General features: G+C 58.9%; 13 protein-coding genes. 8 read left to right on the top strand and 5 right to left on the bottom strand.

All coding sequences use genetic code 11. The features are described from left to right. The first annotated feature begins 32 nt into the window (after positions 1-32). On the top strand, positions 33-422 hold the full coding sequence (locus ACR0KG_RS02585) for a hypothetical protein (RefSeq protein ID WP_480826402.1): 390 nt from the start codon (positions 33-35) through the stop codon (positions 420-422). A 47-nt stretch (positions 423-469) separates the two neighbouring features. On the opposite strand, the gene ACR0KG_RS02580 is transcribed toward ACR0KG_RS02585, so the two are convergent. Further along, complete coding sequence (locus ACR0KG_RS02580; RefSeq protein ID WP_480826401.1) at positions 470-1,501, bottom strand: permease; 1,032 nt, start codon at positions 1,499-1,501, stop codon at positions 470-472. Further along, positions 1,494-1,802 carry an ArsR/SmtB family transcription factor gene (locus ACR0KG_RS02575; protein WP_480550786.1) on the bottom strand — a complete coding sequence of 103 codons (309 nt, stop codon included), beginning with the start codon at positions 1,800-1,802 and terminating at the stop codon, positions 1,494-1,496. Before ACR0KG_RS02575 ends, ACR0KG_RS02580 begins: the two co-directional genes overlap by 8 nt. A gap of 132 nt (positions 1,803-1,934) precedes the next feature. Here ACR0KG_RS02575 and pdxR point away from each other — a divergent pair, with 132 nt between their 5' ends. The 6 genes from pdxR to ACR0KG_RS02545 all read left to right on the top strand — a co-directional run bounded on the left by pdxR (position 1,935) and on the right by ACR0KG_RS02545 (position 10,962). Continuing rightward, complete coding sequence (gene pdxR, locus ACR0KG_RS02570) at positions 1,935-3,395, top strand: MocR-like pyridoxine biosynthesis transcription factor PdxR (protein ID WP_480826400.1); 1,461 nt, start codon at positions 1,935-1,937, stop codon at positions 3,393-3,395. Positions 3,396-3,520: 125 nt separating this feature from the next. Continuing rightward, positions 3,521-5,290 carry a sulfoacetaldehyde acetyltransferase gene (gene xsc, locus ACR0KG_RS02565; RefSeq protein ID WP_480550782.1) on the top strand — a complete coding sequence of 590 codons (1,770 nt, stop codon included), beginning with the start codon at positions 3,521-3,523 and terminating at the stop codon, positions 5,288-5,290. A gap of 27 nt (positions 5,291-5,317) precedes the next feature. Continuing rightward, on the top strand, positions 5,318-6,325 hold the full coding sequence (pta, locus tag ACR0KG_RS02560; RefSeq protein ID WP_480550780.1) for a phosphate acetyltransferase: 1,008 nt from the start codon (positions 5,318-5,320) through the stop codon (positions 6,323-6,325). Between the two features lie 89 nt (positions 6,326-6,414). Next, positions 6,415-9,234: a molybdopterin oxidoreductase family protein gene (locus ACR0KG_RS02555; RefSeq protein ID WP_480826399.1), complete on the top strand. Its 2,820-nt coding sequence runs from the start codon at positions 6,415-6,417 to the stop codon at positions 9,232-9,234. Positions 9,235-9,325: 91 nt separating this feature from the next. Beyond that, a complete protein-coding gene (locus ACR0KG_RS02550) occupies positions 9,326-10,075 on the top strand; it encodes a 4Fe-4S dicluster domain-containing protein (protein ID WP_480826398.1) in 750 nt (249 codons plus the stop codon). After that, on the top strand, positions 10,075-10,962 hold the full coding sequence (locus ACR0KG_RS02545; protein WP_480550776.1) for a dimethyl sulfoxide reductase anchor subunit family protein: 888 nt from the start codon (positions 10,075-10,077) through the stop codon (positions 10,960-10,962). Before ACR0KG_RS02550 ends, ACR0KG_RS02545 begins: the two co-directional genes overlap by 1 nt. Positions 10,963-11,106: 144 nt before the next feature. Here the strand turns inward: ACR0KG_RS02545 and dapA are convergent, their stop codons facing one another. Continuing rightward, positions 11,107-11,979 carry a 4-hydroxy-tetrahydrodipicolinate synthase gene (dapA, locus tag ACR0KG_RS02540; protein WP_480826397.1) on the bottom strand — a complete coding sequence of 291 codons (873 nt, stop codon included), beginning with the start codon at positions 11,977-11,979 and terminating at the stop codon, positions 11,107-11,109. A gap of 135 nt (positions 11,980-12,114) precedes the next feature. Here dapA and ACR0KG_RS02535 point away from each other — a divergent pair, with 135 nt between their 5' ends. Continuing rightward, the gene (locus ACR0KG_RS02535; protein WP_480826396.1) at positions 12,115-14,088 is read left to right on the top strand and encodes a lytic transglycosylase domain-containing protein; all 1,974 of its coding nucleotides are present in this window, start codon (positions 12,115-12,117) and stop codon (positions 14,086-14,088) included. Here the strand turns inward: ACR0KG_RS02535 and ACR0KG_RS02530 are convergent. Both ACR0KG_RS02530 and mnmC2 read right to left on the bottom strand, forming a co-directional pair. Further along, complete coding sequence (locus ACR0KG_RS02530; protein ID WP_480550770.1) at positions 14,062-14,931, bottom strand: DMT family transporter; 870 nt, start codon at positions 14,929-14,931, stop codon at positions 14,062-14,064. The genes ACR0KG_RS02535 and ACR0KG_RS02530 overlap by 27 nt on opposite strands. Then, positions 14,928-15,593 (bottom strand): tRNA (5-methylaminomethyl-2-thiouridine)(34)-methyltransferase MnmC2, encoded by a 666-nt coding sequence (gene mnmC2, locus ACR0KG_RS02525; protein WP_480826395.1) that lies wholly within the window; start codon positions 15,591-15,593, stop codon positions 14,928-14,930. Before mnmC2 ends, ACR0KG_RS02530 begins: the two co-directional genes overlap by 4 nt. Between the last annotated feature and the right edge of the window lie 27 nt (positions 15,594-15,620).

Below are 15,620 nucleotides of genomic sequence, written 5' to 3'. Positions count from 1 at the left end.
AAACAGGCCGGGGCCTTTCCAACGGAAGCCTCATGCTTAGCGTACTTTCCGCCATTTTTGGCCCACACCACGCCGTTTCGATTTATGCGTTCCTCAGGACTTGGGGCCTGGGTCTGGCTGCGGGCGTTGGGATGATCGCAATCGTATCCACGCTGTTCCTGCTGGGCGGAGATGGCGAGCACGAGCATCATTCGTTCATGACTGTCCCGGTCCTGTCCGCCACCGCGATCAATGGTGACCTCAGGAATGGCGTGATTGCATCGGTTCGGCTGCCGGATGGTACCGCGGCCTCGATCACGTCGACCGAGGCCCCGATCTCTCAGACGGTTGGCACCAGCGCCTGTATCGAAAAACGCGTCTATGTGGACAGCGGAGAGCCCAGATACCGCTTCAAACTGCCAAAGTTCTGCGACGCAAGCTGATCTGAACAGAATTGGAACCGCCCGGCCCTTGCGCCGGGCGGTTCCAATTAGAACATCTGAAACACGATCCCGGCGACGATCGCACCGCCAACGCCGAGGCTCAGATAGGTGGCGAAAACACGCGGCTTCACCAGCGACCAGACCGCCGCCATCGCAGGGATCGAGCTCACAGCCCCTGCGACCATGAACGACATCGCAGCGCCCGCAGTCATACCTTGTTCCATCAAACCGGCCAAAAGCGGCGGCGCGACGTAGGAGTTCAGGTAGGCAGGCATTCCAACCAGTGCCGCGATCACGATGGGCAGCACACCTTCGCCACCAACAACGCGAGCAATCAGGTCCGCAGGCACGTAGCTAACCAGCAGCGCCTCGAGCACATAGGCAAGCGCCAGCCATTTCAGCAGAAAGATGCCATTGTGCAGAAACTCGGCGCGGAAACGCTGACGTCGTTCGGGTTCCTGCCAGAACTTCCAGACCGGCTTGTCGTCCATCTTGGGCCCGCAGCCGCAGCATCCCGCCGGTTTGTATTCCCGCAACGGCTGGGAAAACGCGCCGCTGCGCATCAGAAAGCGGACGGCAAAACCGCCGAACAGGCCCAGCGCTACGGCTGCCACCGCCTTGCCAATGGCAAAGGGCCAACCCAATGCGCTTGCCGTAATCAGCAATGTCGGCGGATCGATCAGCGGCGAGCTGAGCCAGAACGCCATCACTGCCGACAAAGGGGCACCCAAAGCCAACAGACCAGCAATGAACGGAATAACCTCGCAGGAACAAAACGGCGCGAGACCACCGAACAGGGCCGCCAGAAAGATCATGCGTGTTTCGCGCCCTTCAAAGGCGCGCGCCACCATAACTTCGGCCCCTGTAGCCTTGAGATACGAGAGCAATAAAACGGCGAACAGGATGTATTGACCAGTATGTGCAAGCGCTTTGGCCGCAAAGGTCACAACCTCGCCCCAGTTACCTGGGTCCAGAATCGCCACCAATGCCAATATGGCGACGATCAGTGCCCAAGGCGTTTTGATCAGGTCAAACACGGCCTTAGATGACAGTTTCGGATTTTGTGTTAACTCAGCCATCGTTTGCGGCCTTTCCTACCTCATCCACGCAGCATTCACTGAGAATGAATTCTGCCAGATTTCTCAACTCATCAAAGCAGGCGCGGTTGATCGTACTGCGTCCGATCTTTTCCTGCTCGACCACGCCACCGGCAGCCAGAAACCGTAGGTGATGGGCCAGCGTCGATGGTGCAATCCCGGTACGCGACTGGATTTCACCAACCGTCAAACCAGTCTCACCCGCACGGACGAGTGTTTTCAGAACCTGTAGCCGGGCCTCGGAGCCCATGGCCGAGAATCCTGCTGCTGCGGTTTCCCACATCTGACTTCTCCATTAAACTATTTTTCTAGTTATTTAGTTTGATTCGAGCTGCCCGTCAATCCACTGCTAGAAATTTCAACAAATAGAGTAAGTCCAGATTGCACCATCCTTAAGTCCAACCTATAAGCGCCTATGGCCATCTCGATCGACACCTTCTTCCTTGAACTCAATGGACAAGGCACTCTGCAGGCACAGATCCAGCAGATGATCGCCGAAGGTATTCTGTCAGGTCGGTTCCATGTCGGAGAGAAACTGCCATCTTCCCGGAAACTGGCCGCACATCTGGGCGTCAGCCGCATCACCGTGACGCTGGCCTATACTGAACTGCTGGCCAATGACTACCTGACTGCGAAAGGCCGATCCGGATACTACGTGTCCGAGAATGCGCCAGTACCGCCAAAATATACGCCAGTACAGCGCAACGAAGAAACCATTGATTGGAACAGCGCCTTGGCCCGTCGGTTTTCAGGTGGGGATTTGTTGTCCAAACCCGCTGATTGGCGCGATTACCGATATCCATTCATTTACGGGCAGGCCGACCGAACCTTATTCGATCATGCCAACTGGCGGCTCTGTGCTGTTCGCGCGCTTGGGCATAAGGACTTCGCCTCGTTAACAGCTGATTACGTGGATCAGGATGATCCGCTGCTGGTGGAATTCATTGCCCGCCACACCTTGCCCCGCCGTGGCATTGCTGCCAGGCCCGAAGAGATTTTGATTACCATGGGCGCGCAGAACGCGCTTTGGCTGGCTTCACGCGTGTTGCTAACCCATCATCGCACCGCGGTAATCGAAGACCCATGCTATTACTCGCTGCGCAACCTGCTAGACCATTGGGACTGCGATATAACGGCCCTTCCCGTCGACCGGGACGGCCTGCCCCCAGATCAGTTGCCCGAAAACACTGATGTGATCTTCACAACCCCCAGCCATCAAAGCCCGACCACCGCGACCATGCCCATTGCGCGCCGACACAAACTGCTGGAACGCGCGCGCGAATTGGATGCTATGGTGGTTGAAGATGACTACGAGTTCGAGATGGCTTTTCTGGGCGCGCCCTCTCCGGCACTGAAGTCGATGGATCGGGATGGGCGCGTAATCTATGTGGGCAGCTTCTCGAAATCTCTCTTTCCCGGATTGCGATTGGGGTACATGGTCGGGTCCGAGCCCTTCATTCGTGAAGCACGCGCCCTGCGATCCATGGTGTTGCGTCATCCGCCGGGACATATCCAGCGGACGGCGGCTTATTTCCTGTCGCTGGGCCACTACGACGCTCAGATCAGGCGCATGTCCAAAGCACTGGCAGATCGGCGGGAAACGCTCGACAAGGCCGTCGAACACCACGGTTTGACCGTCGCCGGGCGGGGCATAATGGGCGGATCATCCCTGTGGATGTCAGCACCAGAGAATGTCGACGCCACCCGGCTTGCGCAAAAGCTGCAGGGAGAAAGCGTACATATCGAACCCGGCCTGCCCTTCTTCTCGGGGCCAGAGCAGCCACAGAACTATTACCGGCTCGGGTATTCTTCCATTCCCCAAGATCGGATCGAGCCTGGGGTAAAGCTGATCGCCGATGCGATCCGGACCAGCTGATCGCCGACTGGACCTAATCCGCGCCGCGTTCTGGACCTAACGCCACCCTGCCCAATGGGTCAAAACCAATAGCAACGGCGGGGTAGCGTGCCCGGCCATTCCTCACCTGCCCGGAGATCAGTCACATGAAAATGACCACAGAAGAAGCTTTTGTTAAGGTCCTGCAGATGCATGGGATCGAACATGCGTTTGGGATCATCGGCTCGGCCATGATGCCGATCTCGGATTTGTTCCCCAAAGCCGGGATCATGTTCTGGGACTGCGCCCATGAAGGCAGCGCCGGTATGATGGCCGATGGCTACACCCGCGCCACTGGTAAGATGTCGATGATGATCGCCCAGAACGGCCCCGGTATCACCAACTTCGTCACCGCCGTCAAAACCGCCTATTGGAACCATACCCCGCTTCTGCTGGTCACCCCTCAGGCGGCAAACAAGACCATCGGTCAGGGTGGTTTCCAGGAAGTCGAGCAGATGAAACTGTTCGAAGATATGGTCGCCTATCAGGAAGAAGTCCGTGATCCGTCCCGCGTTGCCGAAGTTCTGACCCGAGTCATCAGCCAGGCCAAGCGTCTGTCTGGTCCGGCGCAGTTGAACATTCCGCGCGACTTCTGGACACAGGTCGTGGATATCGAAATCCCCGAGCCTATCGAATTCGAACGCAGCCCGGGTGGTGAAAACTCGGTGGCGAAAGCGGCTGAGATTCTGTCGAACGCCAAGAACCCGGTCATCCTGAACGGCGCAGGTGTTGTTCTGTCCGAGGGTGGTATCGATGCGTCGATGGTACTGGCCGAGCGTCTGGATGCGCCGGTTTGCGTCGGCTACCAGCACAATGACGCCTTCCCCGGCAAGCACCCTCTGTTTGCGGGTCCGCTGGGCTATAACGGCTCAAAGGCCGGGATGGAGCTGATCAAGGACGCAGACGTTGTTCTGGCCCTTGGTACACGCTTGAACCCGTTCTCGACCCTGCCCGGTTACGGCATGGAATACTGGCCAGCAAACGCCAAGATCATTCAGGTCGACATCAACCCGGACCGCATCGGCCTGACCAAGAAAGTCAGCGTCGGCATCGTGGGTGATGCAGCCAAAGTGGCCAAGGGGATACTGGCGCAACTGTCCGACACCGCCGGTGACGAAGGCCGCGACGCGCGCAAGGCGAACATCGCCCAGAAGAAATCCACTTGGGCGCAACAACTGTCCAGCATGGATCACGAAGATGACGATCCAGGCACCACCTGGAACGAGCGCGCCCGTGCTGCAAAGCCGGATTGGATGAGCCCCCGCATGGCGTGGCGTGCGATCCAGCAGGCCCTTCCGCGCGAAGCAATCATCTCTTCCGACATCGGTAACAACTGCGCCATCGGCAATGCCTATCCAGATTTCGACGAGGGTCGCAAGTATTTGGCACCGGGTCTGTTCGGCCCCTGTGGTTACGGTCTGCCCGCCATCGTCGGCGCCAAGATCGGTCAACCGGACGTGCCGGTTGTTGGTTTTGCTGGTGACGGCGCATTTGGCATTGCGGTGAACGAACTGACGGCAATCGGCCGCTCGGAATGGCCCGCCGTGACCCAGATCGTTTTCCGCAACTACCAGTGGGGTGCGGAAAAGCGGAACTCGACCCTGTGGTTCGACGACAACTTTGTCGGCACCGAACTGGACACGCAAGTGTCTTACGCCGGTATCGCACAGGCCTGTGGTCTGAAAGGTGTGGTCGCCCGCACGCAGGACGAGCTGACAGCAGCCCTGAACCAGGCCATCGAGGACCAGAAAAACGGTATCACCACCCTGATCGAAGCCATGATCAACCAGGAACTGGGTGAACCCTTCCGCCGCGACGCGATGAAGAAGCCTGTTGCAGTTGCCGGTATCGATGCCAGCGACATGGCTGCACAGTAAGCCAAACTCGGATCGGAGCCGGAACGTATGACCCTAACGCCCATCGAGCTTTTGCGTCAGAACGTCCCGGCGACCCGACCTGTGATTTCCCTCTGCGAAGGCAGTGATCCCCGCGTTGTTGCGGGGGCGCTGGCCGCCCATCAGGCCGATCTGGCCGATATCATTCTGGTTGGACCTAGGGCCGACGTTGAAGCCGCGTTGCAAGACCACGGCGCTGCTCCGTCAACCGGTATCGCGGTTCACGACCCTGCAACCTCGGACTTGTCCGAGGAGTTTGCCCAAACCTATCTTGAGCTGCGCCAGCACAAAGGTGTCGACCTTACGAAGGCGCAGGCGGCTGTCAAAACCCCCTCTGTCTATGCGGCGATGCTGGTACGCACTGGCCGGGCCAACGGTACGGTTGGCGGTGCTGTTCACACAACCGGAGACATCGTCCGCGCGGCCATTCATGTAATCGGCATGGCCCCTGACGCCGGAATGGTGTCGTCTTTCTTTTTGATGTACCCACCTGAGAACGCGCAACCCGGTGCGCGCGCAATGATTTATTCAGATTGTGCGCTGCTCATTAATCCAACCTCGGACGAGCTGAGCAAAATCGCAATCGCCTCGGCTGCATCAGCACGCACCTTGCTGCAGGTTGACCCCAAGGTTGCGATGCTCAGCTTTTCGACCAAAGGCAGCGCCCGACATTCGGATGTCGATAAGGTGGTTGCGGGTACGGACATACTGCGCCGTGCTGCTCCTGACTTGGACGTTGATGGAGAGCTGCAATTCGACGCAGCCTTTGTGCCATCGGTCGCGGATCGCAAATCCCCCGGATCATCTGTGGCAGGTCAGGCCAATGTGATGATCTTCCCCAATCTCGACGCGGGCAATATCAGCTACAAGATCACCCAAAGGCTGGGCGGCTACAGCGCGATTGGCCCGGTCTTGCAAGGGTTAGCAAAACCCGCCAATGACCTGTCCCGCGGCTGCAGCGCCGAAGATGTAACACAGATGATCGCCGTGACCGTGCTACAGGCAAACAGAACATAGACCCAGACAAAACATCGTTCGCAGAACAATATTCTCAAAGCATGAGGAAAGTGACAAAGTCCTCCTGAGCCAACCAACAGGACCCGCCAATGACCCATCAGCAGCCGATCCTTGAGACATCACCAAAAGTATCGGACGTGATCCGCAAGACCACCTGTTACATGTGCGCTTGCCGATGCGGCATCAACGTGCACATGAAGGACGGCAAGGTTGCTTACATAGAAGGCAACCGCGATCATCCGGTGAACAAAGGCGTGCTCTGTGCCAAAGGCTCGGCCGGGATCATGCAAGTCAACGCCCCATCGCGCCTGCGCAAGCCTTTGCGCCGGGTTGGTCCGCGCGGCTCGGGTGAGTTCCGCGAGATCGAATGGGACGAGGCGATCAGCACTGCCGTAGGTTGGCTGAACGAACTGCACGAAACGGCCCCACAGAAACTGGCCTTCTTCACCGGCCGCGACCAGAGCCAGAGCTTCACCAGCTTCTGGGCACAGAATTTCGGCACACCCAACTATGCGGCCCATGGTGGCTTCTGCTCGGTCAATATGGCCGCTGGTGGAATCTACACAATGGGTGGCGCCTTCTGGGAGTTTGGCCAGCCCGATTGGAACCACACCAAGCTGTTCATGCTGTTTGGCGTGGCCGAGGATCATGACAGCAACCCGATCAAGATGGGCATCGGCAAGATCAAGGCCCGCGGCGCGCGGGTGATCGGGGTGAACCCGATCCGGTCCGGCTATAACGCGGTGGCTGACGACTGGGTCGGGATCACGCCCGGCACAGACGGTCTGTTCATCCTGTCGCTGATACACGTGCTGATGAAGGCTGGTAAGATCGATCTGGACTATCTGAGCCGGTACACCAACGCGCCCGTTCTGGTGAATGCCACCGAGGGTCCAGAGAAGGGCCTGTTCCTACGCAATGCCGATGGCAAACCGCTGGTAATCGACCGCGTGACCGGCAAGCCAACCGCCTTTGACAAACCCGGCGTGCGCCCGGACCTGTCGGCGACCTACGACAAAGACGGCGTCACGCACCGCCCGGTCTTCCATCTGATGGCTGAAAAATACCTCAGCGACGATCACGCCCCCGAGGCCGTGGCCGACCGTTGTGGCATCCCAGCCAAACGCATCCGCGCCATTGCCGCCGAGATTGCCCGCGTTGCCTTTGATGAGGCGATCGAGCTGGATCATGAATGGACCGACTTCCGGGGTGAAACGCATTCCAAGATGACAGGTCGGCCCGTCAGCTTCCACGCCATGCGCGGAATTTCCGCCCATGCAAACGGGTTCCAGACCTGTCGCGCCCTGCATGTGCTGCAAATTCTGCTGGGCACGGTCGAGGTCCCCGGCGGCTTTCGTTTCAAACCGCCCTACCCCAAACCGGTTGAGGCGCATCCAACCCCGCATGGCGACCGTCGCCCGGGCCGCCCGCTGGAAGGCCCGCATCTGGGCTTCCCGCGTGGTCCCGAAGACCTACTGCTTGACGAGTGCGGCACTCCCCAGCGTATCGACAAGGCCTTTACCTGGGAAAATCCGATGTCGGCCCACGGGCTGATGCATATGGTAATCTCAAATGCCGCCGCGGGTGATCCCTACAAGATCGACACGCTGTTCATGTACATGGCGAATATGTCGTGGAACTCCTCCATGAACACCAAAGGTGTGATGGAGATGCTCACGGCCAAGACAGAAGACGGCAAATATGTCATCCCGAACATCATCTATTCCGATGCCTATTCTTCGGAAATGGTGGCCTATGCCGACCTGATCCTGCCTGACACAACCTATCTGGAACGGCACGATTGTATCTCTCTGCTGGATCGTCCAATCTGCGAAGCGGACGCCGCTGCCGATGCGATCCGCTGGCCGGTGATCGAGCCTGACCGCGATGTGCGCGGCTTCCAATCCGTACTGATCGAACTGGCCAACCGGATGAGCCTGCCGGGCTTTACCAATGAAGACGGTACGCCCAAGTGGAAAGACTACGCAGACTATATCGTAAATCACCAGCGCAAGCCCGGCATCGGCCCATTGGCGGGATTCCGGGGCGAAGATGGCGACAAGGAAGGACGTGGAGAAGTCAATCCCGACCAGCTGAACCGCTATATCGAAAACGGTGGTTTCTACGTGGCTCATATCCCCGAAGGGGCCGATTACTACAAACCATGGAACGCGGCCTATCAGGACTGGGCCGTGGGCATGGGCCTTTATGACAGCCCACAACCTTACTTGTTCCAATTGTATTCTGAACCAATGCGCAAGTTCCAACTTGCCGCTGAAGGGCACGGCGACCGCCAGCCGCCGGATCACCTACGCGAGCGGATCAAAGACAAGATGGACCCGCTGCCGATCTGGTATGAAACTGATCAACAGGGTAACGAAGGCTACACCATCAACGCCCTGACCCAACGCCCAATGGCGATGTATCACAGCTGGGGCACTCAAAACGCCTGGCTGCGCCAGCTCCACGGGCGCAACCCGCTTTACGTCCCAACCAAACTGATGCGCGAACACGGGCTGCAGGATGGCGACTGGGCCAAAGTCAGCTCTCCACACGGGGAAATCACGGTGCCAGTCATGGAGATGGCCGCGCTCAACGACAACACAATCTGGACCTGGAACGCCATCGGCAAACGCAAGGGCGCCTGGGCCCTACAGGACGACGCCCCCGAAGCCACCAAAGGCTTTCTGTTGAACCACCTGATCCACGAACTCCTGCCGCCAAAGGGAGACGGTATGCGATGGGCCAACTCTGACCCTGTAACAGGACAGGCCGCCTGGTTCGACCTCAAGGTCAAAATCGAAAAGGCCGACCCACCATCAGACTCAGAAAGCCAACCCGAATTCGCCTCGATTCAATCCCCGGTTGGCACCGGTCCAAAGGATATCGCATGGAAGGTTGGAAAATGACCCGATCCATTCTTCATCTGGCTAAAAATATCCCGGGGTCTGGTGCAGAACCCCAGCCCACCCTCACTACCAAAGCGGAGGCAAGGCAGGCATGACCCAGCTCCCCAAATCCACCGAACGCAAGATGGGTCTGGTCATCGACCTGGATACCTGTGTGGGCTGCCACGCCTGCGTGATTTCCTGCAAAGGTTGGAACACCGAAAATTACGGCGCGCCCCTGTCGGATCAGGACGCCTATGGGGCCGACCCGTCCGGCACCTTCCTGAATCGTGTGCATTCTTACGAGGTGCAACCGGAACAAGGTACAGCTCAGCTGATCCATTTCCCAAAATCCTGCCTGCATTGCGAGGACGCACCCTGCGTCACCGTCTGCCCCACCGGAGCGAGCTATAAGCGAGTCGAAGACGGGATCGTATTGGTCAATGAAAGCGATTGCATCGGCTGCGGCTTGTGCGCCTGGTCCTGCCCTTATGGCGCGCGCGAGATGGACATGGCCGAAGGGGTGATGAAGAAATGCACCCTCTGCGTTGATCGCATCTACAACGAAAACCTGCCCGAGGTAGACCGCGTGCCTTCATGTGTGCGCACCTGCCCGGCCGGTGCCCGCCATTTCGGCGACCTCGGCGATCCGGACAGCGATGTCAGCAAACTGGTGGCCGAGCGAGACGGCATGGACCTGATGCCAGAAATGGGCACCAAACCGGTTAACAAATACCTGCCACCCCGACCCAAAGATCAGATCGAGGAGCAGATCGATATTCTCGCCCCGCTCCTGGCCCCCATCGCGGAAGAGCCCAAGGGGTTCCTCGGCTGGCTCGACAAAACACTGGAGAAGTTCTGATGCATCCGGCCCCTTCCGTCATCATCTTTACCACCTTGTCAGGTCTGGGCTTTGGTCTGCTTGTCTTTCTGGGCCTCGGCCTGCCCGAAGTCACGGGCTGGGTTGCGTTTGTGTTCTTTGCGATCGCTTATGCTTTGGCCGTCGGCGGCCTGATGGCGTCGACCTTTCACCTTGGCCACCCGGAACGCGCGATGAAAGCCTTCACGCAATGGCGCTCAAGCTGGCTTAGCCGGGAGGGCTGGTGCGCGGTTATCGCCCTGATCGTTATGGGGTTCTATGCCATCGGGGCTGTGTTTCTTGGGCAGCGTTGGGGTGCACTCGGGTTGCTGGGCGCGCTGTTTTCGCTTGCGACGGTGTTTACGACATCAATGATCTATACGCAGCTCAAGACGATCCCACGCTGGAACTTGAAGCTAACACCGGCGATGTTCCTGAGCTTCAGCCTGGCCGGGGGGGCGCTGCTGGCTGGCCAGACGTCTATCGCCATAGCATTGCTGTTGATCGCTGCGTTGGTCCAGATTCTGTACTGGCATCAAGGTGACAGCGCGCTCGCAAACTCCGGAACCGATCTGGGCACCGCAACCGGATTGGGTACGCGCGGAACCGTGCGTGCGTTTGAGCCACCGCATACAGGCACCAACTACCTGCTGCGGGAATTCGTCCATGTGGTGGGGCGAAAGCATGCGCAGAAACTTCGGATGATCGCGTTTGCGCTTGGTTTTGTCTTACCTCTGCTTCTGCTTGTTCTACCGGTCGGAGGTTTGGCATTAAAGCATCTTTTTGCGCTGCTGGCCGTGATCTCACATATGGCGGGCGTTGCCACGTCGCGCTGGTTGTTCTTTGCCCAAGCCGAGCATGTGGTCGGATTGTACTATGGCAAGCGATAGGTAGGGGGGCCAGCCCCCCTCTTGAGCCTGCGGCTCAATTCACCCCCGGGATATTTCTGGCCAGATGAAGCCTGGATCCGGGCTGAAATAGAAAAGGCGGCACTCGGGGATCGAGGCCGCCCTTTTACTTGGACTTGTTCAGGCTCAGATCAGACCGGCATGGGCCATGGCTGCGTCAATTGCGGCTTTGGTGCTGTCTTCCAATGTGGTCAGCGGCAGGCGCACCTCAGCGCTGCAGCGGCCCAATCTGCTAAGCGCGTATTTAGCACCTACAAGGCCGGGCTCGATAAAAAGGGCCTCGTGCAAGGGCATCAACCGATCCTGATAGGCCAATGCCTTGGCATAGTCGCCTGACAATGTCGCTTGCTGGAATTCAGCGCAGAGTTTCGGGGCCACATTGGCCGTGACCGAGATACACCCGACACCGCCATGGGCGTTGAAGCCCAAAGCCGTCGCATCTTCACCTGACAGTTGGCAGAAGTCAGCGCCGCAGCTTGCACGCTGTTGGCTGACCCGCGCCAAATCGCCGGTTGCGTCTTTTACCCCGACAATACGCGGCAGCTTGGCCAGCTCACCCATCGTGGCGGGCGTCATGTCGATGATCGAGCGACCGGGGATGTTGTAGATGATGATCGGAATATCGGCACATTCATGCAGCGCGGCAAAATGTTCGAACAGGCCGCGCTGAGTCGGTTTATTATAATAGGGCGTCACAACAAGTGCGGCTTCCGCGCCGACTTTCTTGGCAAACTGAACGAAGCGTACTGCTTCAACCGTGTTGTTCGAACCGGCACCGGCAATCACCGGTACGCGACCAGCGGCAGCTTTGACCACTTCTTCCACAACAGTCTCATGCTCATCGTGGCTGAGGGTTGGACTTTCCCCGGTGGTGCCCACGGGGACCAGCCCGGTCGAGCCAGCTTCGATCTGCCATTCGAGCAGGTGTTTGAGCGTATCCAAGTCCAACGCGCCGTTTGTGAACGGGGTGACGAGGGCGGGCATAGAGCCTTTGAACATGACACGCTCCTTAAGGTGCAGTTTCCGTGTTTTTTGCACCGCGGGCCATCACGATTTAGGCTTTGTGAGTTGATCCCGGCGGCGCAAGGTTTATCCTCACAGGCTCTATCCTTGGTTGGTTGGGAAATGCAAGGCATGACACGCGTTCTGGGCCTGATGATGGCCGTGATTCTGTATTCCGCTTTATCGCCACAGGCCGTGCGGGCGGATGCCGCTGCCGATTTGCGTGCCGGGTTAAGCGAGATGCGCAAGGGTGACTGGAACGAGGCACTGCGCGTCTCAGGGCAGCGCGGATCGGTGTCGCGCGATATCATCGTGTGGGAATGGTTGCGGCAGGGCTTTGGCAGCTCGGGTGATGTGCTGGTGTTCCTGGATCGCCGTCCGGACTGGCCCGGGCTGGCCTGGCTGCGCCGTAAAAGCGAGCCGTCTTTTACCGGCGCAGACCCAGATCGCGTCTTGAAATTCTACGCGGATACGCCGCCGCAAACGGCGGAGGGTGCGTTGAACTATGCCATTGCTCTGATGGCAAAAGGACAACAGGGTGAGGCACAGGCGGATATCGTCACAGCGTGGCGCACTATGCCCATGGGCGCGGGGTTACAGAAAGACTACGTCGAGAATTTTGGCAAGCTGCTGAAACCCCATCACGCAGCGCGGTTGGACCGGATGCTGTGGGAAGGCCATCTGGTGAGTGCATCCCAGATGTTACCACTGGTGGGCGCAAATGATCGCAAACTAGCCGAGGCGCGGATTGCGCTGCAAAAGCGTCAACCTGGCGTCGATACAAAGGTGGCCGCAGTGCCGAAGTCGGTTGCGGATGCCCCGGGTCTTGCCTTCGACCGATTTGTTTGGCGCGACAAGAAAGAGCTGGACGAAAGTGCCGTTGATCTGATGCTGGCCCGATCTACCAGCCCCGAAGCGTTGGGCGAGCCTGACAAATGGGGCGAAGGACGGCGCAGGCTCGCAAGGTTGGAGATGCGGCAAGGCCGACCGGCGCGGGCCTACAAGGTTGCCTCGACCCACCACATGACGCCGGAAATGGGCTATGCCTATGCTGATCTGGAATGGCTGTCTGGTTTTCTGGCCCTACGCAGGTTGAATGATCCGGCCACGGCTGTGCGTCATTTCCAGAATTTCTTGGACGCCGTGCAATCCCCGATCTCGAAAGGTCGCGGGGGGTATTGGCTGGGCCGGGCTTATGCCGCGCAGGGTGAGGCGGAAAAGGCCTATGAAGCTTATGCCATCGGGGCGGATAATCAGACTTCGTTCTACGGGTTGTTGGCGGCTGAACAGATCGGTCGCCCGTTTGATCCTGAATTGGCGACACCCCGCCGTGCGCCGCATTGGCGGCAGGCGGATTTCACAAATTCCAGCGTTCTGGAGGCCGGGCTGCTGCTGTTGAAAGCAGGCGAGGACAATCTGTCCGAGCGGTTTCTGACACATCTGGTCGAAGGCCTTGATCCGGTTCAGGCCGCTCAGCTGGGCGATCTCGCGATTGAGCTAAACGAACCGCATCTGGCGGTCATGATTGCCAAACGGGCAGCCACCGCCGGAACCGTTCTGCCTGCGGCCTACTATCCGGTGCACCCTGTGGCCGATATGAGCCTGCCCATGGCGAAGGAAATGACACTGGCGATCGCACGACGCGAAAGCGAGTTTGATCCGGTTGTGATCAGCGGTGCAGGCGCGCGCGGTCTGATGCAGGTGATGCCAGCCACGGCGAAACTGGTGGCGCAGGAGCTAGGTATCCTCAGCGGTCATCAGACCGGACGCTTGACCTCAGACTGGCAGTATAACGCCAAGCTCGGGGCCAACTACCTGTCAGGGCTGGCAGCTGATTTCAACGGCAACGTAGTCATGATGGCGGCCGGGTACAATGCCGGGCCACGGCGGCCAATTTCTTGGATGGAACGCTATGGCGACCCACGCCGGGGGCAGGTTGATGTGGTCGATTGGATCGAGACCATCCCTTTTAGCGAAACCCGCAACTATGTGATGCGCGTGGCAGAAAGCCTTCCGGTTTACCGCGCGCGTCTGGGCCAACCAGCCCTGCCAATCCCCTTTTCGCAGGAGTTGACCGGCTCAACCCTGGCTGCGTTCGCGCCATAGGGTGAAAAGGCCCGCGGCCACAACAACCGCCGCCCCGACAACCACCTCGGGGCGCAGCACTTCACCAAAGACCGAAATGCCCAGGATCGCGCTCCAGACCAGGTGGAAATAGGCAAAGGGTTGAACGGCGCTGGCCTCGGCCATCTCATAGCACTTGATCAGCAGCCAATGCCCAAGCGCCCCGCTGACGCACAACACCGCCATCCAACCCCAATCGCCTTGCGCCATGGGTTCCCAGAACCACATGCCAACAAGCGTCATGGCGACCGCACCGGACACGCCGGTCCAGAAAAAGCTGGTGGCCGTACTGTCCTGACGCGCGGCATAGCGGGTCAGCAAGCCGTAAAGCGCGAACATCAGGGCTGAGATCAACGGAATGATGGCCCAAGGATTAAAGACTCCGACCCCCGGCTGTAGGATGATCAAAACACCAACACAGCCCACACCAATCGCCGTCCACCTACGCCATCCGACCCTTTCACCCAACACCGGGCCGCTCAGTGCCGCAACGAGCAGCGGATAGCAGATAAAGACAGCCATGCTGTCGATCAGACCCAGAATCGTAAAGCTGAATACGGCAACGCAGATTTCAGCCGCCAGCAAGACGCCCCGAAAGATCTGCAATCCGAGTTGGTTGGTCCGGGTCGTTGCCCTCAACCCGCCGGGCGCGCGCGCAGCCAGGGCGATCACGAAGGCAGCGAAGAACCAATAGCGGATCATCACGACCATGTAAGTGTTATAGGACTCGGCCAAATGGCGAGAGATTCCGTCCTGCAAGGCAAAGACGATTGTCGCGCCAATCATCAACGCAACGCCCGCGCGCGTATTGTTCTGCTGGGTCATGCCTTGACCGCCCGTGTCATATGGCGTTTGCGGCCATAGCCGGGGGTTCTGGTCACTTGAAAACCCGCATCTTCTAACCCGCGCCGCACGAATCCGGCGGCGGTATAGGTGGCCGCCGAGCCCCCTTGGACCGTATGATCTGCAACCTGCTGCATCAAGTCAGGGCCCCAAAGCTCGGGGTTCTTGGCGGGTGAGAAACCGTCCAAAAACCACGCATCCGCCCGCTCCTGCCAATTCTGTAACGTCTGGCGCGCGTCGCCTTCAATGACGGTTAGTACCAGCGTATCGAGCAGGCAGTCTTTCCCTGTCCATTTCTCCAGAAATCGATCCGCCCATAGCGCCAGTTCAGGGAATGCAGTCAAAGCCCGCCGCATATTCGCTGTGTCCATTGGAAAAGCTTCGAAGCTGGTGAACTGCAGCGGGGTCGTTTGACCCGCCTGTTCCCAGGCAGACCACGTGGTGAGCATATTCAGCCCAGTGCCAAACCCCAGCTCAGCAATGTGAAAACCCGGCACAAACCGCGCAGGCAGCTCGTTGCCCGCAAGGAAAACATGCCGCGTCTCCTCGACCCCGTTTTGCAACGAGTAGTAAGGGTCGTCGAAGCGATCCGAGACGGGTATCTGATCCTCGGTCCACGTGACCTCGGCGCGCTGGTCTGCCATCGGGGAATCCTGTAGCTAAGCGGCGCG

The sequence above is a fragment of the Ruegeria sp. H4 genome (assembly GCF_056533065.1).
Note: the sequence above shows the minus strand (reverse complement) of the source record. Positions and strands in the feature narration are given on the sequence as shown.